Below are 24,642 nucleotides of genomic sequence, written 5' to 3' on the forward strand. Positions count from 1 at the left end.
CACATTCTAACGGCATGATTCCGTGGTGGATTGCTAGTCTTTTTGGGAAAAACTACTGGCACTATGGAACGAGTCACACAAAAATCGCCCGGGCATCCCCAAAGTCCGGTCCCGTTCGCACTCATGGAGCAACAATGGCAAGCACCGTCAGCGGAGCCACGGACGCCAGTCCCACGGCAGTACGCATCGTCGATGAAAGCGTCACCAAGAAGGTGGCCCTGGCTGCCCTCGTGGGCACTGCGCTGGAATGGTACGACTTCTTCCTTTTCACCACAGCCGCTGCTCTGGTGTTCAACGCACAGTTCTTCGTATCCCAGGATCCCTTCGTCGCTGCCATGGGCTCCTTCGCCACACTCGCCGTTGGCTTCGTGGCCCGCCCGATCGGCGGCTTCATCTTCGGCGCCCTCGGTGACAAGGTGGGCCGCAAGAAGATCCTCATGGTCACGATCGTGGGCATTGGCATTGTCACCGGGCTCATCGGCCTGCTGCCGAACTACATGACCATCGGCCTGGCCGCCCCCATCCTGCTGGTTGCCTTGCGCATCGTCCAGGGCCTCGCCGTCGGTGGCGAGTGGAGCGGCGCGGTGATTATCGCCGTCGAAAATGCGCCGGTGGAAAAGCGTTCACGCTACGCCGCGCTTCCACAGATCGGTTCCCCGATCGGTACCATCCTGTCCTCCGGTGGCTTCTTCGGCATGCTGTTCCTGGTAGGCCAGACCAACTTTGACGCCTGGGGCTGGCGCATCCCCTTCATTGCCGCCATCCCGCTTCTGGCTATCTCGTTGTGGATCCGCAGCCGCCTCAGTGAATCCCCGGAATTTGAAGCCCTCATGGAGTCCGGCGAAACGGAACATGCTCCCATCCGCGGCGTCCTGAAGAACAGCTGGCGCCAGATCCTGGTGGGCATGTGCTCGGCACTGCTCGGCATCGGCGGTTTCTACCTCATCACCAGCTTCGTGGTCTTCTACGGCACCAAGGTCCTCAAGCTGCCCTCCGAACTCCTGCTCCTGGGAACCCTGCTGGCCGCAGCCCTCGAAATCGGCGCCCTGATCTGGGCAGGCCGCCTGGGTGAAAAGTTCGGCGCCAGCAAAGTCATCCTTTGGGGCGGTGTGGCCTCTGCACTTATTGCAGTTCCTGTCTTCCTGGCGATCGACTCCCGCAACCCCGTTCTGGTGGTCCTGGGCATGATGATCGGCGTCGCCGTCCTTTCCATCCCGTACGCAGTCTCCGGCACCGCGCTGACCGCGCTGTTCGCCACGAAGGTCCGCTACACCGGCGTCGCCATCACGTCCAACACGGCGGGTGTCATCTCCGGCTTCGTGCCGCTGATAGCCACCGCGCTTGTGGCAGCCAATAACTCCTTCTGGCCGGGCGCCATCATCCTGCTGGTCGTCTCGGCATTGACCGCGCTGTCCGGCCTGTTCCTCCCACGCCTTTCCATCGAAGAAGAAGGAATGAAGCATTGAGCACAACCACGGCTGGCCATCTGATTGTTGGCCAACTCGAACGGGCAGGCGTCAAGCGCGTCTACACCGTCCCGGGCGAGAGCTTCCTGGACGTCCTTGACGGCCTGCACGGCTCGCCGATCCAGAACGTGGTGGCCCGCCAGGAAGGCGGCGCGGGATTCATGGCACTCGCCGAAGGCCGCCTGACCGGGCTTCCCGGTGTAGCGATGGTGACCCGTGGACCGGGTGCTGCAAATGCCTTCATCGCCATCCACACAGCCCATCAAGACGCCACGCCGCTGATCCTGTTCGTTGGACTGATTCCGGTTGCCGACCGCGGCCGCGAGTCCTTCCAGGAGTTCGACATCAACGCCTGGTTCGGCAGCACCGCCAAGAAAGTCGTAACGCTCGACGACGCCGCTTCCGCCGCCCGCGTGGTGGACGACGCCATCTTCACGGCCCTCAGCGGACGCCCCGGCCCGGTAGTGATCGGCCTCCCGGAGGACGTGCTGGTGCACGTCGTCCCGGACGCCACGGTGGAGCCGCGCAAGGTTGCCCGTCCCGAGCCGGTTGCCGCGGACCTGTACGAGCTGAACCAAAAGCTCAGCACCGCACGCAAGCCGCTCGTCGTCGTCGGCGGCGAAGGCTGGACTCAGGAGTCCGGGGAGCAGTTGGCCGCGTGGGCAAGCCGCAACAGCGTCCCGGTGGTGGCCGACTTCCGTGCTTACGACGCCGTCCCGCACCGGAGCGACGCCTACGCCGGCTTCCTGGGGTACGGCCGCAGCGACGCCAACGCTGAACGCCTCGACGACGCCGACCTCCTCGTCTTTGTGGGTTGCGTCCGCGGCGACGTCCTCTCCGATGGCTACAAACGCGGACTCGACGCCGAGACCGTGGTGGTCAACGCCGACGCCAACCTCCTGGGCCACTTTGGCCGGGTGGACCAGCACATCATTGCCGACGTGACGGCATTCGCCAGCGCGCTGGCTGCCACGAACACCGCCGGCGAACGTGCGGAAGGCTGGTTCGCCAGCGCCCGCGCCGACCAGCTCGCGTTCTCCACGCCGCAGCCCGACGGCGGGATCGGCGTCGATCTGGGCGTCGCCATGGAGGTCCTCCAGAAGGAAATGGCCGCCGACGCCGTCCTCACCTTCGGCGCCGGGAACCACGCCCTGTGGCCCGCGCGCTACCTGGACCACAACTCGGCCGATTCCCTGGCCGCACCCCGCAACGGCGCCATGGGCATGGGAATCCCCGCAGCCGTGGCAGCATCCCTCGCGTACCCCGGGCGCCAGGTCATTTCCGTTGCCGGTGACGGCTGCTTCATGATGAACGGCCAGGAAATCGCCACGGCCATGGGCTACGGCGCCAAGTTCATCGTCCTGGTAGTGGACAACGGCATTTTCGCCACCATCCGCGAGCACCAGGAAGCGCACTACCCGGACCGCCCTTCGGGCACACACATGACCAACCCGGACTTCGCCGCACTCGCCCGTTCATACGGCGGTTACGGCGAGCGCGTGGACCGCACGGAAGACTTCGCAGCCGCGTTCCGCCGGGCCGTCGACTCCGGCCTCCCGGCCCTGCTGCACCTGCCACAGGACCCCACCACGCGTTCCCCCAAGACTTCAACAAACTGACCGGAGCCCTCACAGTGATCCAGCTTCAGAACATCATCAACGGCGAGTCTGTTGACGCCGCGGCCGGCCTGCCGTTCTTCGACCCCGCCACGGGCCAGCAGATCGGCACCGCGCCGGACAGCGACGCTGCCGCCGTCGACGCCGCCTTCCAAGCCGCTGCCGAGGCTTTCAAGAGCTACAAGCGCACGACGCCGGGTACGCGGCAGTCGCTGCTGCTGCAGTTGGCCGACCTCATCGAGGCGAATGCTGACCGTCTCCTCGAGGCCGAGGTTGCTTGCACCGGCAAGCCCGCAGCCTTGACCCGTGAGCTCGAAATCCTGCGCGGTGCGGACCAACTCCGCTTCTTCGCGGGAGCTTGCCGCGTGGTCTCCGGGACTGCGCAGACGGAGTACGTGGAGGGTTTCTCGTCCACCATCCGGCGCGAGCCCATTGGCGTGGTCGCGCAGATCACGCCGTGGAATTACCCGTTCATGATGGCTATCTGGAAGATTGGTCCGGCTCTTGCCGCGGGCAACACCCTGGTCCTTAAGCCTGCAGACACGACTCCCTGGTCCACTGTGGTCCTGGGCGAACTGGCGCAGCAGGTCTACCCGGCCGGCGTTGTGAACGTCGTCTGTGGCGGGCGTGAAGCGGGCGCTGCGATGGTGGAGCACGACATCCCTGAAATGGTCTCCATCACCGGCTCCACCCGTGCCGGTGCGCAGGTCATGTCCGCTGCGGCCAAGACGCTCAAGGACGTCCATCTGGAGCTTGGCGGCAAGGCACCCGCAGTGGTGTTTGCCGACGTCGATATCCAGCGCACCGCCGGCGAAATCGCCTTGGCTGCTTTCTTCAATGCCGGGCAGGACTGCACTGCCGTGACGCGGGTGCTGGTCCACGCGGACATCCACACGGAGTTCGCGGCAGCACTCGCGGACGCTGCTTCAGCTTTGAAGGTGGGCGGTTCCGATGCGGATCTCGGCCCGCTCAACAGTGCAGCGCAGCTGGAGCGCGTGGAGGGCTTCATGTCCCGCCTCCCGGCCAACGCCCGGGTCCTTTCCGGCGGCAAGCGCACCGGAACCGGCTTCCACTTTGAACCCACGGTCATCGACGGCGTGTTCCAGGCTGACGAGGTGGTGTGCGACGAGATCTTCGGCCCCGTGCTGACGGTGCAGCCGTTCGCCACCGAGGAAGAAGCAATCGAACTCGCCAACGGCACCAAGTACGCCCTCGCGTCCAGCGTCTGGTCCGAGAACCATGGCGTGGTGACCCGTGTGTCCAACGAGCTCGATTTCGGTGCCGTGTGGATCAACTGCCACCAGGTGATTCCGGCCGAAGCGCCGCACGGTGGCTTCAAGCACTCGGGCACCGGCAAGGACCTGTCCGTGTACGGCCTTGAGGACTACACGCGCATCAAGTCCGTCACCACGTCCCACCGCTAGACACATCATGAAACTTGATCTCCTGCTGCGGAACGCAGATATCATCACGATGGATCCGGCCCGTCCTATGGCCAGTTCGCTGGGCATCTGGCAGGGACGCATCGTGGGCCTCGACGAGGACCTGGACGGGTTGGATGCCCGCGAGGTTTTGGACCTTGGCGGTGCCACCGTCACTCCCGGCTTCATCGATGCCCATTGCCACACCACGTGGTTCGGGCTGGGGCTCGCGGAACTGGACGTGTCCGGTGCCCGTGGTTTGGACCAGCTGTATGAGCTTCTCCGCGGTGCTGTGACCAGCGACGGGGCCGAAGATGAGTCCTGGCTTTTCGCCACCGGCTTCAGCCAGACCCAGCACGGCGGTTCCTTCCCGGACATCGCCGAGCTGGACCGCATCACGGGGGAGCGGCCGCTGTTCATGCGGCATAACTCCGGGCACATGGCCGTGGTCAACACTGCCGCGCTGCGGCTGGCAGGTGCCGAGTCGCCGTCGTTCCCCGATCCCGACGGCGGAGCGATAGTCCGCGACGCAGCGGGACGTCCCACCGGACTCGTCCAGGAGACGGCACAGGAACTGATTCAGCAGCTGATCCTGCCGTATTCGTTGGACGACATCGAGGACGCTCTTGAACGGGCCACCCTGTACTACGCTTCGGAGGGCATCACGAGTTTCACCGAAGCCGGGGTGGGCGGGGGCTGGATCGGGCACAGCCCGGCCGAGCTCGCGGCCTACCAGCGCGCTGCCGCCAACGGCCGGTTGCACGCCCGTGCACAGGTGATGCCGGTGTTGGATGTGCTGCACGGATTGGACGGGCATTCCTCGGACAGCCCTGGACTTGCACCTGCGGGGCTGGACCTCGGGATCACCAGCGGATTCGGGAACGAGTACCTGTCCCTCGGCCCCGCGAAGGTCTTCCTGGACGGATCACTCCTGGGCGAAACCGCCGCCGTGAGCCATGATTTCTGCAGCCACGGACACCGGGACAACACCGGCAACGTTGGCTACTTCCAGGCCGATCCCGCCCAGCTGAGGGAACGCATCGAGGCCGCCTACGCCGCGGGCTGGTCCATCGCGGCCCACGCCATCGGTGACCGGGCGATCGACCTCGCCGTGGACATCATCACGGATTGCCAGGCCATGTATGGGCCGCGTCGCCTGCCCAACAGGATCGAGCACGCCTCCATGACGCGCCCGGACCAGTTAGCCAGGCTCGCGGACGCCGGAATCGCCGTGACGCCGCAGGCCAGCTTCTTCCGCGATGGCGGGGACGGGATGACCGCTTCCCTCGGACCGGACCGCTTGCCATGGGCCTACCGTGCGGCCAGTTTCCTGGAAGCCGGCGTGACGCTTGCGGGAAGCTCGGACCGGCCGGTCGCCGACGGAAACGTTCTCCGCGGAATGCAGGCGTTCATCGACCGCCGGACCGAATCGGGGGCCGTTTTTGGAAACCCCGCGGAACGCCTCACCCCGCAGCAGGCACTGGCCGCCTACACCAGCGGCGCCGCGGCAGCCACTGGGACACTTGCCGGTAAAGGGACCCTTGAGCCGGGCAAACTTGCCGACTTCGTTGTCCTATCCGCCTCGCCCTTGGACGCACCCAACATCAGCGAACTGCAGGTCCTGGCCACCGCCGTCGGAGGCCGCTTTACGTACGAATCAACCGACTTCCACGCCGAACTTTCCCCTGAAAGTTCCTTCGCGGCCCACCGTTAATAGGGGAGACCATGACAACCACCACACGTTTCACCGCCCAGGACACCGCCTTCGTACAGGACTTCCGGACCATGAGCGCGTTCGGCGCCACGGAGAACGGCGGCGTGGACCGCCAAGCCGCGACCATTCCCGACGGCGAACAGCGGCGCTGGCTTGCGGGACTCCTGGAAGACCGCGGCTTCACAGTCAAGTTCGACCACGCAGGCAACCAGTGGGGCCTCTACGAGGCTGTACCCGGTGCGCCCTTCGTGGTGGTCGGCTCGCACATGGATTCACAGCCGACGGCGGGACGTTACGACGGCGCGTACGGCGTCCTCGCCGCGGCCCACGCCGCGTTCCGCTTGGCTGCGCGCTGGGAAGCCGGCGCCGCAGCACCCAGGTTCAATCTCGCCGTCGTCAACTGGTTCAACGAGGAAGGCAGCCGCTTCAAGCCCTCCATGATGGGCTCGTCCGTCTACACGGGGAAGCTGGAACTGGAAGACGCGCTCCACACCAAGGACGCTGCCGGGATTACGGTGCGCGACGCCCTGGACGCGATCGGTTGCCGCGGAACCTTTGAAGGGCCGGAGGCTGCTTACTGCGCCGAGATTCACATCGAGCAGGGGCGCAGCATGGAGCGCGAAGGCATCACGATCGGTCTGGTCAGCTCCAACTGGGCAGCGAACAAGTACGAGTTCGTGGTCCATGGCGAGCAGGCGCACACCGGTTCCACCGTGATTGCGGATCGCAAGGATGCCCTTCTGGGTGCCTCCATGCTGGTGGTTGCCGCGCGCGAACTCGCGGATCGTTTCCCCGGCGTACTCCACACCTCCGTGGGCCAGCTCAATGTGTACCCGAACTCGCCCGTAGTGGTTCCTTCCCGCGTGAACCTGCTGCTGGACCTGCGCAGCGCCGACGAAGCCGTCCTTGCCGAGGCCGACGCCCTGCTGCATGCCCGCATCACGGAAATCGAACGGCTAGCCAACGTCTCGGTGGAGAAGCACCACTCGCACTCCTGGGCCGTGACTCCGTACCAGCCCGAAGGAGTGGAGCTGGCCGCCAAAGTCGCCGCCGACCTGGGGCTGTCCAACAAAGAAGTCATGACCTTGGCCGGACACGACTCCACGAACATGAAGGACCTTGTTCCAACCGTGATGCTGTTCGTGCCCAGCGTGGACGGCATCTCCCACAACGAGCACGAATACACCACGGACGAAGACATCGTGGCCGGGCTCACCATGCTCACCGAGGTTGTCAGCCGGCTCTGTGATGGGGCATTGGCGGACTAAATTCCTGCCCCCGCACGGAAGCACCCCCGCCGCAGTGGGGGTGCTTCCTGGTTTTGGTGAAAGATGGCCTTGGATCGGCTGGGATATCCGCTCCTGTTACTGAGGGATGTTCACGTTGGCCGGGTGGTCGCCGACCTTCTTGTCGTCGTAGGCAGCGCCACCGAGGGCGCAAACCTGTGCGGCGGTGAAGCCTGCCGGGGCTGTACCCAGCGAGGTGAGGTCGACGCCGTCGACCGTTACTGTGCTCGGATACAGCGAGTTGTCCGCGGACTTGCAGACAAGCACAATAATCCTGAAGTCACGGGGATCGGTAAAGGTCAGACTGACGGTACCGCCAGCCCCAACTGTTGCCCGTTGGTCCGCCGCTGTGTCATAGCCCGCAGGCGTGGTGGTTTCAACAACCCAGTACTCACCAGCCAACACGTCCGTGAAGGAGCAGTTTCCGCTGGCATCCGTGGTGCACGTGACTCCTGTAGTGGTGTCTTCCGCTCCACGCGTTTCAAGCGGGGCCGCGTTGTTGAACAGTGTGAAGACGGCACCGGCCAGCGATGCTCCGCTGCCTGTTCCGTCGTCCCTCTTATGGACGTTGATGGTTCCCTTTGCCGTGTTGGTGTAGGTGCAGTCAACACTGCCCTGGAAGCCCAGGACGATGTTCACCGTTGCTCCGCTACGGCTTGTGGACGTGCCTGTTCCGGATGAGGTGCATTGCAGGTCCGTCAGCGTCCAGCCCGAGGGCAAGGTGCTTTCAGTGACGCTGTAGTTTCCCGCCGCCACCGAGGTGCCGTAGTCACGGGTTCCGCCGTTGCTCAGGCTGAAGGTCGACGGCGTCAGCCCACCAGTGGTGGTGTAGCCGAACGTTCCGTCGCCGCCAACGGTGACCTTATGGATCTTGATGGAACCGCACTTGCTGAAGTTCAGCGGCACAGGTGCAATGAAGTCCTTCAAAGCCGCAGTGAAGGAGTCGGAGGACCGGCTCTTCAGGTAGGCGCCGCTGAAGGTTTCGCATGAACCGGCCGGGATGATGCCGGCATCGGTCAGGTTGATGGCGGCCTCGCCGAAGGTGCGGGCAGAGAGGTTGCGTGGCGCATTCGGGGCGATCGGGTCAACTACCGTACCGGACGGTGGGTTGTTGGCAGGATCGTTGATGGATCCCTCGAAGTTGCCGGTCAAGGGCTGTACGGGGCCCCAACATGGAGTGCTGTTTGCGGAGTCGCAGAGGGACTTGGATCCGGTGGCGACCCAGCGGTGGAAGCCCAGAGTTGGATTTGTTCCGCCTTGCGAGAGGTCGTATTTGATCAGGACGTCGCCAGCGGTCCGGACCGGAGTTACACCATTGGCCGAAACCGCGGTGCTCTTGTTGAACTCGAAGTCCATGTTGGTGGTGCCCGTAGGCTCCTGGACCCGTTCCCATGCCAAGTAGGCGTAGTCCTTGCCGTTGGATTCGGTCTTCAAGTAGGCGTAGAAGCGGAGCAGATCGCTCTTGTTATTCGGGATGGAGCCGGTGACCACAGCCGGGACTTCTGTGTCCTCCTTGGTGCCCTGGCCGAACGAATTATCGTTCTGGCCCGTCGCCAGGTCGATTCCGCAACCTGAGATAGGAGCAACGCAACTGATGGGGGCAGTGGCCCAATCTTGCGTTTCGTCATTCAGGACCAGGTTTCCGTCGGCCGCGTCAAAGGGGCTTCCGGTGAGGTTGGCTTGGGCGGCAGTTGCTGAGAGGACCAAAGCCAGACAGGCTGCGGCTGCGCCGATCGAGGTGAGTTTCTTGTTTCTCATTAGGGTGCCTGATTTCTAGTGAAACCGTACGGCCCGGACGGGGTTATCCGGAGCCGCGACATTCCCCCGGGTTTTGGGCAGCCCGTTTGCTTAAGCTGCCTTCTGTGATGAGTTACCGCCCCGAGACCGTGGAGCGATGGCGCTGCCGGGCATACGTCGCCGGCTGCGAAGATGCGTGATGCATGCGGGTGGTAGTGATGGTTCAGGACGAATCGCCCTTTGCGGGCGTTCACGTTCTCGGCCCCAAACGCCGAAAATTTCGTCCCGGCTGAGCTTCGGGGCGCGCGTACTGCATTCCCCCATCCTTCCCAGCCATTTGATACTAGGCTCGGAGGGGGGCAAAGGCAACGACTTTTCGTGCCGCGCTGTCAGGCCCGTGGTCGTTCCACCACGATTGACGCCGGTGCCGAGCCGCCCACCGAATCCGGGTTGGCGACGTACAGGACACCCTCGCTGATCCGGGCCTCAACCCCTGCTCCATTGAGCCTGTGCAGCAGCGGTTCCAGGTCGCCGTCGTATTCAAAAGCGAGATCGCCGGACTCCGCCGCCGGACCGTGGATCACGCGCAGGATGCCGCCGTTTTTGGCGGTGAACGTCGCCGATTCGTCATCCGACGTCCGCGGACGGGCGCCGATGCTGCGGAGCTCCTGCGCGGAGTCGTCGACGCCGGGACTCACCCACGTAGCTACCACGGCAAGGGCCGGGTCGGCTTTGTCCGACGTCGCCCAGGTGCCATCCCCGGCGCGCCGGGCGGGGTCCGCCAGGAACGTGAAGCCATCCCGGGCAGTTATCTGCACGGTCTGCCCATGCGAGGCCTCGGTGACTTCTGCGATGGTCCCGTCCTCCTGTGTTCGCCGGGCGAACTCTTCCAGCACTCCAACCTCGACGCCAAAGATCGTGACGCCGTCCTGCGTTATGCCGCTCATCGCCTGCGTGTGTTCCACGCGGTGCAGCGCCAGCCGACCCGAGCCGGCATCGAACTCCAACCAGTCGCCATCCTTGACCGTGTTGACCAGGCCCAGTGCTTCCAGCAGTTCAGTCCACTGATGCGGGCGGGAGGTGAAGTGAATGGGGCGGGCTCGCAACATGGGTCCTCCTGGGCTGGCTTCACTGGCACTCCGGGTTCTGCTGGCACTCCGGCTTCTGGCCTCCAGCCTATGCCGTCCGGTTTGCCGCAGAATGAATCCATGCCCATTGAGCTCGAAGAATTGATCGTCAAGGACGCGGCCGCATGGCGGGCGTGGCTTGAAGAACATGCTGCCGACAGTCCTGGCGTGTGGCTGGTCCTTCACAAGAAGGGCGGGAACGTCACGGAGTTGGACTACGACGCCGCGTTGGACGAGGCGCTGTGTTTCGGCTGGATCGACGGCCAATCGAAAAGCCGCGACGCCGAAAGCTACTTCCAGCGCATGACACCCCGGGGCCGCCGGAGCATCTGGTCAGCGCGCAACGTCGGGCACATTACGCGCTTGGACCAGGAGGGAAGGATGACAGCAGCCGGGTGGGCCGCCGTCGACGCCGCCAAAGCCGATGGGCGCTGGGAAGCTGCGTACGCCGGACCCGCCGATTCTGTGGTTCCTGATGATCTCGCAGCTGCCATCGCTGCTGTTCCGGAGGCGCAGGCCATGTTCGACGTCCTGACGTCGCAGAACCGTTTCGCCCTCATCCACCGGACCAACCTTGTCAAAAGGGCAGACACGCGGGAGAGGAAAATCGCTGGTTTTGTGGAGATGCTTGCCCGGCACGAGGCCCCGTACCCGCAGAAGAAGCGCCCCGCTTCCGAGCCCAGGTAGTCAGGCTTCGGGCGCGAACGCCACGCCTTCGCCCACGACGCGAAGGCTGAGCTCCGTGCCGGGCTTGGTGATGGACGCGTTCCAGTGCCGGATGGTGATGATCTCGCCTCCGCCGGGGTAGCGGTGGCCATTTCCGGATAGGACGCCGTCCGCCGCGGTGTAAGCGGCGAGCCTTATTCGGACGGTCGTTTCGGGACCGAAGTAGTCCGTATCCACAACGACGCCCCGGATCGGGCCGTCGGGTGCGATGCGTATTTGCTCCGGGCGGAGCATGAGCTGCACTTTGCCCTGTGCTGGTGGCCGGCGGACAGGAATCCCGCCCAGGGAACACGTGGCCAGGGACCCTTCCATCCACGCGTCCAGGATCACGGCGTCGCCGAGGAATTCGGCCGTGGCGCGGTCTGCTGGGCGCGTGTAGACCACAAAGGGGTTGCCAATTTGTGCCAGCTTGCCTCCGCGCATGATGGCCACCTGGTCGGCAAAGGAAAGGGCTTCCGCTTGGTCGTGCGTTACGAGGATGGTTGTAACGCCTGCCGCATTGAGCACGTTGGCCACTGCCCGCCGGGTAGCTACCCGGAGTCCGGCGTCGAGTGCGGAGAACGGCTCGTCCAACAACATGAGCTCGGGTTCGCGGGCCAGGGCACGCGCCAGTGCGACGCGCTGTTGCTGCCCGCCGGACAACTGGTGCGGCCGTCGCTTCGCCATGGACGCATCCAGCGACACCATTTCGAGCAGCTCCTGGACGCGGGACGCTACAGCCCGCCGTCCGCCGTCGAGCTTTCCCGAATCCAGTCCAAAAGCGACGTTCTGTCCCACGGTCAAATGCGGGAAAAGAGCCCCATCCTGGGCGACGTATCCCACCTGCCGTTTGTGCGCGGGGAACCACACGCCATCGCCCGCAACCGTTGAGCCGTTCAGCGAAATAGTGCCGGTGTCCGGGTGCTCGAAACCTGCGATCAAGCGAAGCAGCGTGGTTTTACCGGAGCCGGAAGGGCCAACAATGGCGGTAGTTCCGCCCTTTGCAACGGAAAGATTGACTCCCTTCAACACAGCCTGGGAACCGAAATTCTTTGTGACCTCAGCGATGTCCAAGTGCGTGTTGGTGGTGGGCACAATGGATGGCGCCACGCGGGGTGACGGGAGCCTGGGGGGAGATTGTTCGGTCACTGTCCGGCAACTTTCTTGGACTGTTGGAAAAGAAGGTAGGTCATCGGGGCGGAAAGCACGATCATCAACAGCGCATAGGGCGCAGCGCCTGCGTAGTCGATCTCGCTGCTCTTGCTCCAGAACTCCGTTGCCAGGGTTCGGGTTCCATTGGGCGAGAGAAGGAGGGTGGCCGTGAGTTCGTTGACGATGGCCAGGAAGACCAGTGCAGCACCACCTGCCGCAGCCGGGGCCGTCAGCCGCAAGGTCACCCTGAAAAAGGACACCAGCGGAGTTTTGCCAAGGGATTGAGCGGCTTCATCGAGCTCTTTGGGTGCCTGGGCCAGCCCGGAGCGGATGTTGACCAGCGCCCGGGGAAGGAAGAGCAGGACATAGGCGGCCACCAGCACCCCGGCACTTTGGTAGACGCCGGGAACTGCGCGGATGCTGACCGTGACGAACGCGAGGCCCACAACGATTCCGGGCAGGGAGCTGGTCACGTAGTTGGACAGTTCAAGCATCTTGCTGAACCAGCTGGGATGCCGAACTGCCAAGTAGGCCATGGGAAAAGCCACGATGGTGGTAACTGCGGCACCGGCAGCCCCGTACAGGAGGGTCTGCAGCAACGCGGGCAGGAATTCGTCGGCGGCCCAAACCTCGGCGCCTCCGGCAGAAAGCCAGCGCAGGACGAACCAGACAGGAAGCCCAAACGCCAGCCCTGTCAGGGCCAGCAAAGCGAGCTGCGCCGGAGCTTGGTATCCGCCCAGGGGCGCCCGCGTTGCTTTCGCTTGGGCGCCTGAACCAATCCGCGCGTAGCGGGCTGTGCCACGGCTCTTGACCTCGGCAAGGAGAAGAAGAAGGCAGAGGAAGACCAGAACACTGGCCAGCATGTTTCCGGCGGCACCGTTGAACGTCGACTGAAACTGGACCATGATCGCCGTCGTGAAGGTATCAAAGCGGATCATCGCGAAAGCGCCATACTCCGCAAGGAGGTGCAACGCCACCAGCAACCCACCACCGGTCATTGCGATACGAAGCTGCGGGAGCACTACCCGGAAGAACACGGCCCAGGACCCCAGGCCAAGCGACGCGGCGGATTGTTCGATCGCCGGATCCAACCGCCCCAGAGTGGCGGCTGCGGGAATGTAGACCAAAGGGAAATAGGACAGGGTGGCTATCAGTACGCCGGACCAGATGCCCTGCAGGGAAGGTACGGCAGATACCCATGCGTAGCTGTTCACGAAGGCGGGAATGGCGAGCGGAGCAGCCAGTGCCACGGCCCACCAGCGGCTTCCCCGTAGCTTGGTGCGCTCAACCAGCCATGCGCCGCCCACCCCAAGAATGAGGCACAACGGCACGGTCAGGACCGTCAACATGATGGTGTTCAACAGCAGTTCGCCAACCCGTGGGCGAACAATGAGTTCGACGGCGGTGTTCCAGCCTGTCGCTGCCGTCATGAAGATGACGTAACCCAGCGGCATCAGGGAAAACAGCGCGATCAACACCGCCAGCAAGGACACCGTGGAAACGCCGAATGGCGGGCGAGGGCGCTTGCCCTTGCCCGCCGTCGTCGTGCTCCCTGCCGACTGTGGAATGTCGGGAGCCGATAGATCAGTGGTCACAGAACTACAGGAGTCCTGCCTTGGTCATCAGATCGGTGACCTTGGTGGAGTTCAGCTTGGCCGGGTCAACGGTGGGCGCCTGCAGGTCCTTGATCGGGACAAGCTTGTCATTGGCGGCTACCTGCGAGGCGATGGCGTACTCGAACGAGGTACCGGTCTTGAGGACTTCCTGGCCCTTCTTGCCCGTGATGAACTTCAGGAACGCCTGGGCATCCCCTGCCTTCTTGGATGACTTCAGAACGCCGCCGCCGGAGACTGAGAGGAACGCGCCCGGATCCTGGTTCTTGAAGAAGTACGGCGTGACGTTCTTGGAGTTCTCGCCGGTCTTGGCCTGGTCGCCATAGTAGTAATAGTGGTAGATCAGTGCGGCGTCCACTTCACCGGCGTTGACGGCCTTCATGGCCGTGCTGTTGCCCTTGTAGGCCTTGAAGTTTTCCTTCATGCCCTTGAGCCATTCTTCCGTGGCGGCTTCACCCTTGAGCTCAAGCAGTGCTGCGACGATCGCCTGGAAGTCAGCACCCGACGGTGAAGCGGCCCACTTGCCCTTCCACTCAGGGTTCGCCAAGTCCAGCATGGACTTGGGCAGCTTGTCTTCGCTGATCTTGTTCTTGTCGTAGACCAGGACGGTGGAGCGGGCGGCGATGCCGGTCCACTTGCCCGTGGAAGGCCGGAATTCGGCGGGAACCTGGTCCAACGTGGCCTTGTCGACGTCGGCAAAGAGTCCGGCGTTCTCCACCTGCGCCATTGCGGGGGAGTTCTCCGTCAGGAAGACGTCTGCCGGAGAAGCAGCGCCCTCCTGGACGATCTGGTTGGACAGTTCGGTATCCGAGCCCTGCCGCATGGTGACCTTGATGCCCGTTTCCTTGGTGAAGGCATCCACCCATTCCTTGGTCAGGCTCTCATGCTGCGCGTTGTACACCGTGATGCCTTCGCCGGAAGCAGCAGCATCTGACGACGGCGAACCGGAGGCGGCGGGGGTGCCGGCGTTGGAACCGCAGGCCGTGAGGCCGAGGGCGGCGGAGGCGAGCAGGGCGATTCCCGCCAGCGCGTTTTTCGAGAGCTTCATGAGGGCTTCTTTCTGCGAACAAAGACACGGAGTGCCAAGTTTTGGGGCTTGGTCCGTACGAGCGGGAAGGTTTGGGGGAGCCCGCTGAGAAAAGCGTAGGTTAGGCAAACCTATGCTTCCAAAGCCTGGAGGGCTTATGTGATAAGGATCACAACAATTACGGAACTATTGCGTGCCGTAATTCCCGCGCTAAAGCTCCAGCGTGGCCGCAGCCTCCAGCGCCATCCATGCCTGCAGTTGGGTGGAGAGCTCGACGGCGGTCCCCGCCGGATACGTTTCACTCGCCGGGCGCAAGGGGCTGGGGGAGAAGGTGAGGTCCGGACTTTTGGGATCATCGCCGGACTCCCGGCGGCCGTCCCAGAAGGCCCGGGCGGTGCTTAGAACGAGGACCCCGGCTGTTTCGCGGGTTGCTTCCGGCAGGCGCTGATCCCTGGCCGCGAGAGCCAGGTACCGGATCAGGATGCCGGTAAAGAGGCCCCCATCCCCGGTTCCATCGCCGTGGATTACCTGCGTCCCGGGAACGGTGAGCTCCCTCGCAACGGCTTCCACCAAGTGGGCGGCACGCTCCAGGTTCTCCTGTCCGCCCAGTTCCAGAAGTGCCCCAAGGATTGGGCCTTGGTTGTAGGTGTAGACCGCGTCCTCAAGGACGATCTCCCCATTCCGTATGCGAAGTCCATCCAAATACAGGGCGCGTTGCGGGTGCAGGAGCTTGCTGTTCAGCCAGTTCACCAGGGCTTGAGCCCGCTCGCGGTGATCTGTTCTTGCGAAGTAGAGTGCCACGGGCGCCGTTGCGGGCGTGTTCTTGAAATCCCGCTTGGTACTCCAGAACGTTCCGCCGCCCAGGTCGTCCGTGGAAGCCGAATCGAATTGCAGCGTTAGCTTCCTGCGGATATACGCATTCCGGCGGCGTCCTGGCTTCCGTGTCTCCTTCGCCAGTTGTTCCAATCGGAGGGTGGATAGTGCCAGCCAGGCCATGTCGTCGTAGTAATTGTTGACGAACCTGAAGAAGTTCCGGAGCCGGATGGTGGTGACCAACCGGGAAGCGAGTCGTCCCGCGCTCGGGCGGGAGTCGCCGTCGAACCTTGTTTTGGTGGCCAGTTCGCGGCGTCCGGTGTCCACCAGGCAATCCACGTAGTGCGCCTGCCACCAGTAATGCCACGGGTTGAAAACGCTGCGGAAGCGCCGCGGGGGGATGCTGACGGCGCCGATGTGCGTACCCGGAAGGAAGAGCAGCCGTCGGCCGAAAGCGTGCGTCACGGACCGTGCGGCCTCGTCTGCGCGAATCGCCCACACTGCTGCCTCCGCTGTGGGTGGTTGCTGGCCGGTGGGGTTGCTTTCGGTGGGCATGGGAACAGCCTATCCGGGGCCCAGGGTGCGCTCGATCACAATTCCAGTTAACATGCATTAACGGATTTGAGTCTGCATCAAGGAGGATGGATGGACATCAAGGGCACGGTCGCGCTGGTCACCGGCGGGGCGTCAGGCTTGGGCGCGGCAACCGCCAAACGCTTGTTCGACGGCGGAGCGTCGGTGGTGCTGGTGGACTTGCCAAACTCTGCCGGGGAAGATTATGCGGCGGAGTTGAACGCCATTGGCTCGGCGGTTGGCCCGAATGCGGTAGGTTCCGCCAGCGGCGATGCGGGTCCGCGGGCCGTCTTCGCCCCCGCCGACGTAACCAACGAAGCCCAGGTCCAGGCCGCCGTCGACGCCGCTGCTTCACTGGGAACCCTGCGAATAGTCGTTAACTGCGCCGGCATCGCGACGCCGGGCAAGGTCCTGGGCCGCGAGGGTGTTCTGCCGCTCGAGACATTTAACAAAGTCATCCAGATCAACCTCGTCGGAACCTTCAACGTCATCCGTTTGGCAGCTGCGGCCATGGTGGAAAGCGAGCCGGTTTCCACTGAATTGGGCGGCCCCGAACGCGGAGTCATTATCAACACGGCGTCCGTCGCCGCTTTCGAAGGGCAGATCGGCCAGCCTGCCTATGCCGCGTCCAAAGGTGCGGTTGCGGCGATGACATTGCCCTTGGCGCGCGAGTTCGCCCGCTCGCTGATCCGGGTTGCCACTATTGCCCCCGGCATCTTCGAGACCCCAATGATGGCCGGATTGCCGCAGGCTGCCCAGGAGTCACTCGGCCAGCAGGTACCTCACCCTGCACGGCTTGGCCGCGCGGCCGAATACGCCAATCTAGCCGCACACATCGTCGAGAATGCGATGCTGAACGGCGAGACGATCCGGCTGGACGGCGCCATCCGCATGGGTCTGAAATGATGGGCGACTACAGCGGTGGGCCGACTACTGCGGCTTTGGTGGGTCAGGTACCAGCATCTGTGGCGGACCTGCCTACGGCTGACTTCTTCGACTTTGAATCTCTCCTAAGCGTCCAGGAACAGCGGAAACTCAACGAGCTCCGTTCCTTCCTTGCCTCCGAGATCGCCCCCTACGCAGGGCAGTGGTGGGACAAGGCCGAGTTCCCCGAACAGATCCTGCCCAAGCTCGCGGCCCTTCGCCTCAGTGCTCCGGCCCAGCGCGGTTACACACATTTGTTCGCCGGGCTGGTCATAGCCGAGATGACGCGCGTGGACACCTCCATCGCGACGTTCTTCATGGTCCACCACGATCTCTTCGTTGAGTCGCTCTACGACTTTGGCAGCGACGCCCAACAGGACAAATACCTCGACGACGCCTCGAACCTCCGCACTACAGGCGCCTTCTCGCTCACCGAACCAGAGCATGGGTCCGACGTCGCGGGCGGCATGCAGACCACAGCCCGGCGTGTGGAAAGAGCGGCGTCGGACGGCGGCGATTACTGGGTGATCAACGGCGCCAAGCGCTGGATCGGCAATGGGACGTTCTGCGACTACATGCTGGTGTGGGCCAAGGACGAAAGCGACGGCGCCGTTCGGGCATTCATCGTGGACGCCTCCTTGCCAGGCATCACCCGGAGCCGGATCGAGAACAAGATCGCGCTCCGAACTGTGCAGAACGCCGACATTCTCTTCGAAGACGTCCACGTCGCGGAATCAGACCGTTTCGCCGGAATCAGCAGTTTCTCGGATACGAACCACCTCCTGCGCGGTTCACGGATCATGGTTGCCTGGCAGGCGGTCGGCCAGCAGTTGGCAGCCTTCGATGTCGCGCGGCAATATGCGGTGGAACGGCTGCAGTTCGGTAAACCCCTTGCCAGGTTCCAGCTGATCCAGCAGCACCTGGTGGATATGCTCGGCAACGCCGTGGCCAGCATGGGGATGATGGTGCGGATCGCCCAACTACAGGAGGGCATTTCCCGGGACGCGCAGGGTGTCCGGCACGGCGGTGCCGACATGGCCCAGGTGGCCCTGGCAAAGGCATACTGCAGTGCACGGATGCGTGAAAGCGTGGCCTTGGGCCGCTCCATCCTGGGCGGAAACGGCATCGTCACCGACTACAAAATCGCGAAGATCTTTGCCGACGCCGAGGCCATCTTCACCTATGAGGGCTCATACGAGATCAACTCGTTGATCGTGGGCCGTGCCGTAACGGGCGTCTCCGCCATCGTGTAGCCACTTTCGCTGTCCGGGCGCCCCGCGCTCTACTCCTGAGGGATCTTTTCGCCAGCCTCAACGCGGACATCGATGGAATTTCCGCGGACCGGCATGGGGCAGGTGCCGTAAGGGGTAAAAGCGCTGGGATAGTTGATGGCGCGGTTGAAATCGATCACCACGGATCCATCCGGGCGTGGGCGGGGGATGAAAACCTTCCGCCATTCATCCGTGGTGTCGCCGTTGGTCTCATCGTGGAACGTCACGTTCAAGGCACCGAGTTTCTCTTCCTCGGCGTGGAGGCGAACTTCATGGGCGACGCCAGGAACCCGGAACACCACTTCCCCGACCGAGCGATGGACGCCGTCCACCAAAGGGTTGGCCGTTCCGATGGGTACATCCACCGGCTGGTCATAGGGTTCGAACCGACCCTGAATCACCCAGTCCGGGTTGTAGTCGTAGGTGGGAACCCCAGCGAAGTCCGTAAAAACGGGCGAGCCCGCATCCCTGGTCCGGATGGCATACTTATCCGCGCGCATCGCAAGCTCCACCACCACTTGCTTGCCGTCCTCGCCGCCGTACTGCACCCACATGAGGGACTCTTCATCCTGCAGGGTCGCCGTCACTGTGCCATCGACGCTTTCCCCGCTCTCAACGAGGGTCAGGCCATCCCCTCTGGTGGCCGTGAGGGTTGCAGTCGTGCCGTCCGTTGACCACAGCCCCGGAGCAAACTCAACTTCCGAGGGCTCCGACTCGAGCCACTGAAACGAGGTCAGCGTCAGCCAGCCGTGATCGGAGGCCAGTGCTGCGTTCCGAGACGCTCGGAACCGCTCCCAACGGGCAAGCTGGGCATCTGTTGCAGTGGTGGGCGAGCTCATGGTTCTCCTCGGCAGATGTGAGCCACGGTTGGCGGCTTTGCAATCTCCTCAACTATGCGCCGCCGGTGTGCATTCCCGGAAGGGTGCGCTCCCGGAAGGGTGCGTTCCCGGAGGGCACCGATGGGCCGTGCACCCAATGCACGGCCCATCGGTCGGTTGGTCAGTGCTGTCGACTTGCCGAACGCCGGGCGCCCAGGAAAGCGAGCAGCGATCCCAAGGCCAACAGCGCGGCGGCTGCGAAGATGAACGCCGGGCTTTGAGCGCCAGTCGAAGCAAGGGGTTCTGGCGCCGTAACTTCTGCGGGTTGAGTGGGCTCGTCGGTCGCTACAGGCACCGCGGTGCTTGTGCTCGGCCTGGGTGTTGCCGTGGCGCTGGGTGTGGGTGTTGCTGTGCTGGGTGTGGATGCAGGTGTTGTTGTGCTGGGGCTCGGCGTCGGTGTTGCGGTGGCGCTGGGTGTGGGTGTTGCTGTGCTGGTGGTCGGCGTCGGCGTTGGTGTTGCGGTGGCGCTGGGTGTGGGTGTTGCAGTGCTGGTGGTCGGCGTCGGCGTGGGTGTTGCTGTGCTGGTGGTCGGGCTCGGTGACGGGGTTGCCGTCGGCGTGGGTGTTGCGGTGGCGCTGGGTGTGGGTGTTGCAGTGCTGGTGGTCGGCGTCGGCGTCGGCGTCGGCGTTGCCGTCGGTGTGGGCGTTCCGGTGCTGGGGCTCGGCGTCGGCGTGGGTGTTGCCGTGGGGCTTGCCGTTCCGTCGCCTGTTCCGTCAGCGTGGGTCCGCCGCGTTTCGGCGCCGACAGGGGTTTCTTCACCCGCAATGGTTACGGTTCCGCTGTTGGTGTAGACGTTGAGCTTCCTGTCCGTCACTTTGGTGACGACGAACAGCTCCACCCGTTCACCCTTTGGCAGGCCCGTCCATCGCACGGTTGCTTCGCGGGGAGTGCACTCGACAGTTGCGGGGTATCGCTCGTTGTCCATTGGTTCGGTGATGTTTCCGGAGCTGCTGACAACCCTGCCGACGCGCGGAGTGATGTGGTCGCAATCGATTTCCATGCCAGCGGCGGGCGTGTCCGTCACAACGACGTCGTTTGATTCTGAAGGCATTGGAGGCATGTAAAAGATGGATTCAAGTTCAGTTTGCGGAGCGTCGGCCCACCACATCGACTTGCCCGCCGAAGTAGGGGGAGCGGGATCGCAGTCCTTGGTGCATGGACCGTCGACATGGACAGGCACGCGTACCACTGTTGATCCCACGGTGAAGTTCAGTTCGGTCGTTTCGCCGGTGCCCGGCTGCACAGCATATTGCGTGCTGAAATTACACGTCCCACCCACATTGTTGGGATGTTCCGCCACGAAGTCGGTCAACGTGAAGACCACTTGTCCTGCATCGTTGGCTGCCGCCTTGGCGACTGTTTCGCCGTCGGCGTTGTCAAGATCAAATGACGCGGCACCAAACCAGCGAAGTTCTGGTGGCAGCTGCAGGTTGAAGGTATCGCCCGGTTGCGAGTTGTCAGGGACGGACCACTGACAGGTCAGGTTTACTTGGTCCCATTGGCTGGTAACTACTGAATCCGTGCTGATGGTGACCGCTGCACCCGGGATCACGGCAGCATTGGCTGGCCCTGCCGACCAGGCGAGCCCGAAGGCTGTCACTACGACGGCCAGTAGTGCGGCCACCAGAGAGGCGGACTTTAGATGGAGCTGATTCTTCATGTGTTGGATAGTCCTTCGAATGCGGAAGCGTGTCTCGTCGCATGTGAGTGGCGGCTCGACGCTGTTCGTGACGGCACCAACAGGCTTCACTCACATTGCTTCGGGAAGGTAATCCTGAGGCGCTGGTTCTGAAGGGGAATTTGCCAACGGGAAGAACTGCATGCGCGCGGGGCGGAGGGCCCCTTCACCCAGGCTTTCCATGGCAGTTCTGCACTCCATGAGTTGCCCAAGGTTGCCTGCTGAGAGGGGCAACAGCACGTGGACAGCAGAGTTCTTGTACATGGCCGTAGCGCCTGTCCCGTGCAGCTGCCGTTGAACAGTTTCTCCGAGCCGCGCCAGAAGCGTCCAGCAATGGCCGCGGCTCTCAAGAGGTTGGGGCAGTGACAGGACCGCTAGAGCGTAAGGGTGGGAACATGCCACCCCAAAAGTGGAGAGTTCGTGGATACGTCGCTGGAAATGGGCTTGCGTGGCCAGCCCCGTCTGAACGTCCGTGCACGAAATCGGCGGTGCCGATTCGGCGGCCTCTGCCCATCCTTCAGCCAAGGATTGGAGAGCCTCGATGTCCATGTTCCGGTCTGCTGCAAGGAAGAGGGCGCGGAAATCCGTCATGGTTTCACTGATACCAACGCCGTTCCGGGCTCGCGCCGCGCCCAAGGATCTTGCTGTAGGAGGTGGAACACTGGCCCGTGTAGCCAGCGACGTCACCACCGAGCGGACCTCGGGCAGGAACCAGTCTGCGGGGAACCGCCAACCATGCTGATAACTGGTGGTCTGCCATCTGCGCATCAACAGGTGTCGGGAAAATGTACATTCAGCGAATGATTTTGTCCGGAACGATGTCATAACCGAATAGTGCGTCCGAATAAGGATTCATGACGAAAACGGGCACGAGGTTCTCTTTAATAAAGGTTCTGTACAAATTCGCGTCATGACTTGAGCTTGATGCCCACTCCGTCTATATGGGCACGATTTTTCATGTTGTGGGGGTGCCTTAAATGGCATCCGGGACAGGTACCGACAACGCTTCCAGCGCAGGAGTTGAGAGCGATGGTCATCTTATCGGGTTGGTGCGCGGCGGTGACATGTCCGCATTCGATGAACTGTATGAACGCCATGTGTCTGTCGCGTCCACAGTGGCCCGGCGAAACGTGGACAATCCAAGTGATGCCGAGGATGTTGTGGCCGAGGCTTTCCAAGCCGTATTGCAGAGCCTCGTTGCGGGACGGGGGCCGGACAACTTCTTCAGGGCCTATCTGCTGTCCACTGTCACCCGCCTGTCACATCATCGGAACCGGAAGGCCGGGCGGTCGCTGCCCAGTAGCGACGACGCCATTCTTGACCGTACGATGCCGGAACCCGATGCCGTAGTCAAAGCCTTCGAATCCCATACGGTGGCAAAGGCATTTCGCGCCCTTCCAGAGCGGTGGCAGGCGGTGCTTTGGTATCTGGACGTGGAAAGAATGAAGCCAGCGGCGGTGGCACCACTCCTGGGTCTGTCCGCGAATGCCGTGTCAGCACTGGCGCTCCGGGCACGGGAAGGCCTGAGGCGGCAATACCTGCAAGCCCACGTGGCGGAAGCACTGGACAGTGACTGCGCTGGATTCGCATCGAAACTCGGTACATACATTCGAGGAGGACTTTCAAGGATTGCTGAACGCAAGATGCGTCAACACCTTAATGGTTGCTCGAAATGCACCCTTGCCCTCTCGGAACTAAAGGACGTTCAGGGAACCATGAGGGCTGTGCTTATCCCGCTCGTGACCGGCATACCTCTCGCCACCTTGGCAGCTAAGGGTGCCGGACTGGGTTTCCTGGGAGGGCTGGTCCCCATCAAGGCGGCGATAGTCGTGCCGGCTATTGGGCAACCAGCGGTAATGGCCATGGTTGCGGTGGCAGGATTGGGCCTGGCTCTAGGCGCGGTGGGAATCGTTGGTCGCTTGACGCCGGATGTCCCCATGGAGCAGTTGGCCGTTGAAACCAGTTCCTCCCGTCAGGAATCTTTCATCGGGACCCCGGGTCCGGTACCCACGTCGAATCCAAGCCCGGCGTTGCCCGGTTCGCCAGTTGCGGGTGAGCCGTCACCGTCGAACGTCGCGTCTGAACCGTCCGCCGCCGCGCCCGAACCCTTGGCCGTTGGCCCGGTCCCTTCCGGCTCGGAGTCCCAGCCGTCGCCTCAACAGTTTGTTCCATCGCCCGTCCCCGCCTCACCAGCTGCAACAGCCCTGCCCGCGTCACTTGTGGCGGTGACAGCGTCGGTGCGGATACCCAAGGACCGTGGTTCCGGCATGACGGCCATGGAGGTGGATTTTGGGATCGGCGGCTCACAGTCCCTGGGACCGGCCAAAGCCGTGTTCTCAGTAGAAATGGATGCTCGGATCCAGGAGAGTTCGCTGCTTGCTCCGGAAGGGTGGTCCTGCTCCATGGAGGGGCGGACAGCCGTCACCTGCATTACAGCTTCGGCACGGCGGAGCGATCTCCATTTTCAGGTTTCCGCCGAATCCAAGCGTAAAAAGGGCGCCGGTGTCCTGACATATTCCCTGAGTGGGAGTGGCCTCGCAGCGGGCGAATTTGTGCACAAATACTGACAGCAAATCACTGCCGGATGCAGCGTCACGAACCTATTCCGCCGGCCACTAACTGAGAGGCAATGCCCCGAGAGGGCAGCCGCTCTTTTGTCTGTGCAATTTAGGGGAAATATGAAAGCAACGTTGTTGGCCGTTGCAGGCTTGCTGGGCGCGTTGGCGGCGGTTTGGGCTTTGGCCCCGATCGGTCAAAACTGGTTCGTCCGCAGGTTCAGCTCGCCGCATGGCCTCCGATGGGCCATGGCAAGTTTGGGCGCCCTGTTGCTGCTGTCACTGGTGGGATGCGCAATGGAGCCGGCGCACCGCCCGTGGCTTGAGATCGTAGTCCTGCTCGCAGGAGCCGGGTTGATTGTGGGCTTTCTTGTCGCGCCCGCCTTCAGGATTCATCATGGTGTGGCCTCGCAGCCCCGAAGGGTGCTGGCCATAGGAGCCCACCCTGACGATCTGGAATTGGCTTGCGGTGCCACCCTCGCCAAATTGGCCGATGCCGGCCATGAAGTCCGAACCATGGTGATGAGCTCGGGGGGAAAGGGTGGAGACAGTGCCATCCGTTTGACCGAAGCCGCGTCAGGCTCGGATTTCATGGGCGCCTCCAAAGTCCATGTCCACGACTTTACGGACACCAGCCTCGCCGAACATGGGGATGAAATGGTCCAGGCGATTGAGGTCGTGATGGGCGATTTTCGCCCCGACGTTGTGATTACCCATTCCCGTAACGATTACCACCAGGACCATCAGGCCGTACACAGTGCGACCATGCGGGCGGCCCGCCAGCACTCCTCCATCCTGTGCTTCGAGAGTCCTTCATCCACACGGCAATTCGATCCCAGCGTCTTCGTGGATATCGCGGGGTATGTGGACGTAAAGATTCACGCCGTTGCCATGCACCGGAACCAAAAGGGCAAGCCTTACATGAGTGCAGAAAGAGTACGGAGCCTCGCAGCGTTCAGGGGCTCGCAAGTAAAGACGACATACGCAGAGGGTTTCGAACCTGTTCGGCTGCTTGGCTCTGCCGTAGGGGAGTTCTGATGGTTCGGGTACTCGTAACAGGCGTCGGAGGACCAGCTGGCTCCTCCT

Annotated in this window: 19 protein-coding genes; 10 read left to right on the forward strand and 9 right to left on the reverse strand. The window is 63.2% G+C overall.

What is annotated here, in order from left to right; translation table 11 throughout:
* The first annotated feature begins 134 nt into the window (after positions 1-134).
* The 5 genes from AC6I99_RS03790 to AC6I99_RS03810 are packed head-to-tail and all read left to right on the forward strand — an operon-like array spanning position 135 to position 7,485.
* Positions 135-1,466 carry an MFS transporter gene (locus tag AC6I99_RS03790; protein ID WP_497960336.1) on the forward strand — a complete coding sequence of 444 codons (1,332 nt, stop codon included), beginning with the start codon at positions 135-137 and terminating at the stop codon, positions 1,464-1,466.
* The gene (locus tag AC6I99_RS03795) at positions 1,463-3,085 is read left to right on the forward strand and encodes a thiamine pyrophosphate-dependent enzyme (protein WP_497946625.1); all 1,623 of its coding nucleotides are present in this window, start codon (positions 1,463-1,465) and stop codon (positions 3,083-3,085) included. Before AC6I99_RS03790 ends, AC6I99_RS03795 begins: the two co-directional genes overlap by 4 nt.
* A gap of 14 nt (positions 3,086-3,099) precedes the next feature.
* Positions 3,100-4,506, forward strand: a complete 1,407-nt coding sequence (locus AC6I99_RS03800; RefSeq protein ID WP_497946623.1) for a gamma-aminobutyraldehyde dehydrogenase — start codon at positions 3,100-3,102, stop codon at positions 4,504-4,506.
* 7 nt (positions 4,507-4,513) lie between these two features.
* Positions 4,514-6,217 (forward strand): amidohydrolase, encoded by a 1,704-nt coding sequence (locus AC6I99_RS03805; protein WP_497946621.1) that lies wholly within the window; start codon positions 4,514-4,516, stop codon positions 6,215-6,217.
* Between the two features lie 11 nt (positions 6,218-6,228).
* The gene (locus AC6I99_RS03810) at positions 6,229-7,485 is read left to right on the forward strand and encodes a M20 family metallo-hydrolase (protein ID WP_497946620.1); all 1,257 of its coding nucleotides are present in this window, start codon (positions 6,229-6,231) and stop codon (positions 7,483-7,485) included.
* Positions 7,486-7,581: 96 nt separating this feature from the next.
* Here the strand turns inward: AC6I99_RS03810 and AC6I99_RS03815 are convergent, their stop codons facing one another.
* Together AC6I99_RS03815 and AC6I99_RS03820 are read right to left on the reverse strand one after the other, a co-directional pair.
* Entirely contained in the window at positions 7,582-9,261 is a 1,680-nt protein-coding gene (locus AC6I99_RS03815) for an MSCRAMM family protein (protein ID WP_497946618.1), read from the reverse strand.
* A 368-nt stretch (positions 9,262-9,629) separates the two neighbouring features.
* A complete protein-coding gene (locus AC6I99_RS03820; protein WP_497946614.1) occupies positions 9,630-10,349 on the reverse strand; it encodes a hypothetical protein in 720 nt (239 codons plus the stop codon).
* 99 nt (positions 10,350-10,448) lie between these two features.
* Between AC6I99_RS03820 and AC6I99_RS03825 the strand changes: the two genes are divergently transcribed.
* The gene (locus AC6I99_RS03825; protein ID WP_224166418.1) at positions 10,449-11,054 is read left to right on the forward strand and encodes a YdeI/OmpD-associated family protein; all 606 of its coding nucleotides are present in this window, start codon (positions 10,449-10,451) and stop codon (positions 11,052-11,054) included.
* Here the strand turns inward: AC6I99_RS03825 and AC6I99_RS03830 are convergent, their stop codons facing one another.
* The 4 genes from AC6I99_RS03830 to AC6I99_RS03845 all read right to left on the reverse strand — a co-directional run bounded on the left by AC6I99_RS03830 (position 11,055) and on the right by AC6I99_RS03845 (position 16,232).
* A complete protein-coding gene (locus AC6I99_RS03830; RefSeq protein WP_497946609.1) occupies positions 11,055-12,182 on the reverse strand; it encodes an ABC transporter ATP-binding protein in 1,128 nt (375 codons plus the stop codon). It abuts the gene before it with no gap.
* 35 nt (positions 12,183-12,217) lie between these two features.
* Positions 12,218-13,819, reverse strand: a complete 1,602-nt coding sequence (locus AC6I99_RS03835) for an ABC transporter permease (RefSeq protein WP_497946607.1) — start codon at positions 13,817-13,819, stop codon at positions 12,218-12,220.
* 4 nt (positions 13,820-13,823) lie between these two features.
* A complete protein-coding gene (locus AC6I99_RS03840; protein ID WP_497946604.1) occupies positions 13,824-14,885 on the reverse strand; it encodes an iron ABC transporter substrate-binding protein in 1,062 nt (353 codons plus the stop codon).
* Between the two features lie 189 nt (positions 14,886-15,074).
* A complete protein-coding gene (locus AC6I99_RS03845) occupies positions 15,075-16,232 on the reverse strand; it encodes a glycoside hydrolase family 76 protein (RefSeq protein ID WP_497960338.1) in 1,158 nt (385 codons plus the stop codon).
* A 90-nt stretch (positions 16,233-16,322) separates the two neighbouring features.
* Here AC6I99_RS03845 and AC6I99_RS03850 point away from each other — a divergent pair, with 90 nt between their 5' ends.
* Positions 16,323-17,156: an SDR family NAD(P)-dependent oxidoreductase gene (locus tag AC6I99_RS03850; RefSeq protein ID WP_224094298.1), complete on the forward strand. Its 834-nt coding sequence runs from the start codon at positions 16,323-16,325 to the stop codon at positions 17,154-17,156.
* Positions 17,156-18,427, forward strand: a complete 1,272-nt coding sequence (locus AC6I99_RS03855; RefSeq protein ID WP_497961915.1) for an acyl-CoA dehydrogenase family protein — start codon at positions 17,156-17,158, stop codon at positions 18,425-18,427. Before AC6I99_RS03850 ends, AC6I99_RS03855 begins: the two co-directional genes overlap by 1 nt.
* A 29-nt stretch (positions 18,428-18,456) precedes the next feature.
* Here AC6I99_RS03855 and AC6I99_RS03860 read toward each other — a convergent pair whose 3' ends face one another.
* From AC6I99_RS03860 to AC6I99_RS03870, 3 genes are all read right to left on the reverse strand, one after another.
* Positions 18,457-19,284 (reverse strand): DUF1684 domain-containing protein, encoded by an 828-nt coding sequence (locus tag AC6I99_RS03860; RefSeq protein ID WP_224166421.1) that lies wholly within the window; start codon positions 19,282-19,284, stop codon positions 18,457-18,459.
* A gap of 160 nt (positions 19,285-19,444) precedes the next feature.
* Entirely contained in the window at positions 19,445-20,983 is a 1,539-nt protein-coding gene (locus tag AC6I99_RS03865) for an Ig-like domain-containing protein (protein ID WP_497960344.1), read from the reverse strand.
* A gap of 90 nt (positions 20,984-21,073) precedes the next feature.
* On the reverse strand, positions 21,074-21,769 hold the full coding sequence (locus AC6I99_RS03870; protein WP_224094302.1) for a hypothetical protein: 696 nt from the start codon (positions 21,767-21,769) through the stop codon (positions 21,074-21,076).
* Between the two features lie 209 nt (positions 21,770-21,978).
* On the opposite strand from AC6I99_RS03870, the gene AC6I99_RS03875 reads away from it, so the two are divergent.
* Both AC6I99_RS03875 and AC6I99_RS03880 read left to right on the forward strand, forming a co-directional pair.
* Positions 21,979-23,568 carry a sigma-70 family RNA polymerase sigma factor gene (locus AC6I99_RS03875; protein WP_497960346.1) on the forward strand — a complete coding sequence of 530 codons (1,590 nt, stop codon included), beginning with the start codon at positions 21,979-21,981 and terminating at the stop codon, positions 23,566-23,568.
* Between the two features lie 111 nt (positions 23,569-23,679).
* On the forward strand, positions 23,680-24,594 hold the full coding sequence (locus tag AC6I99_RS03880) for a PIG-L deacetylase family protein (RefSeq protein ID WP_309931164.1): 915 nt from the start codon (positions 23,680-23,682) through the stop codon (positions 24,592-24,594).
* Positions 24,595-24,642: the final 48 nt, after the last annotated feature.

Source organism: Arthrobacter sp. TmtSoilC77, assembly GCF_059739415.1.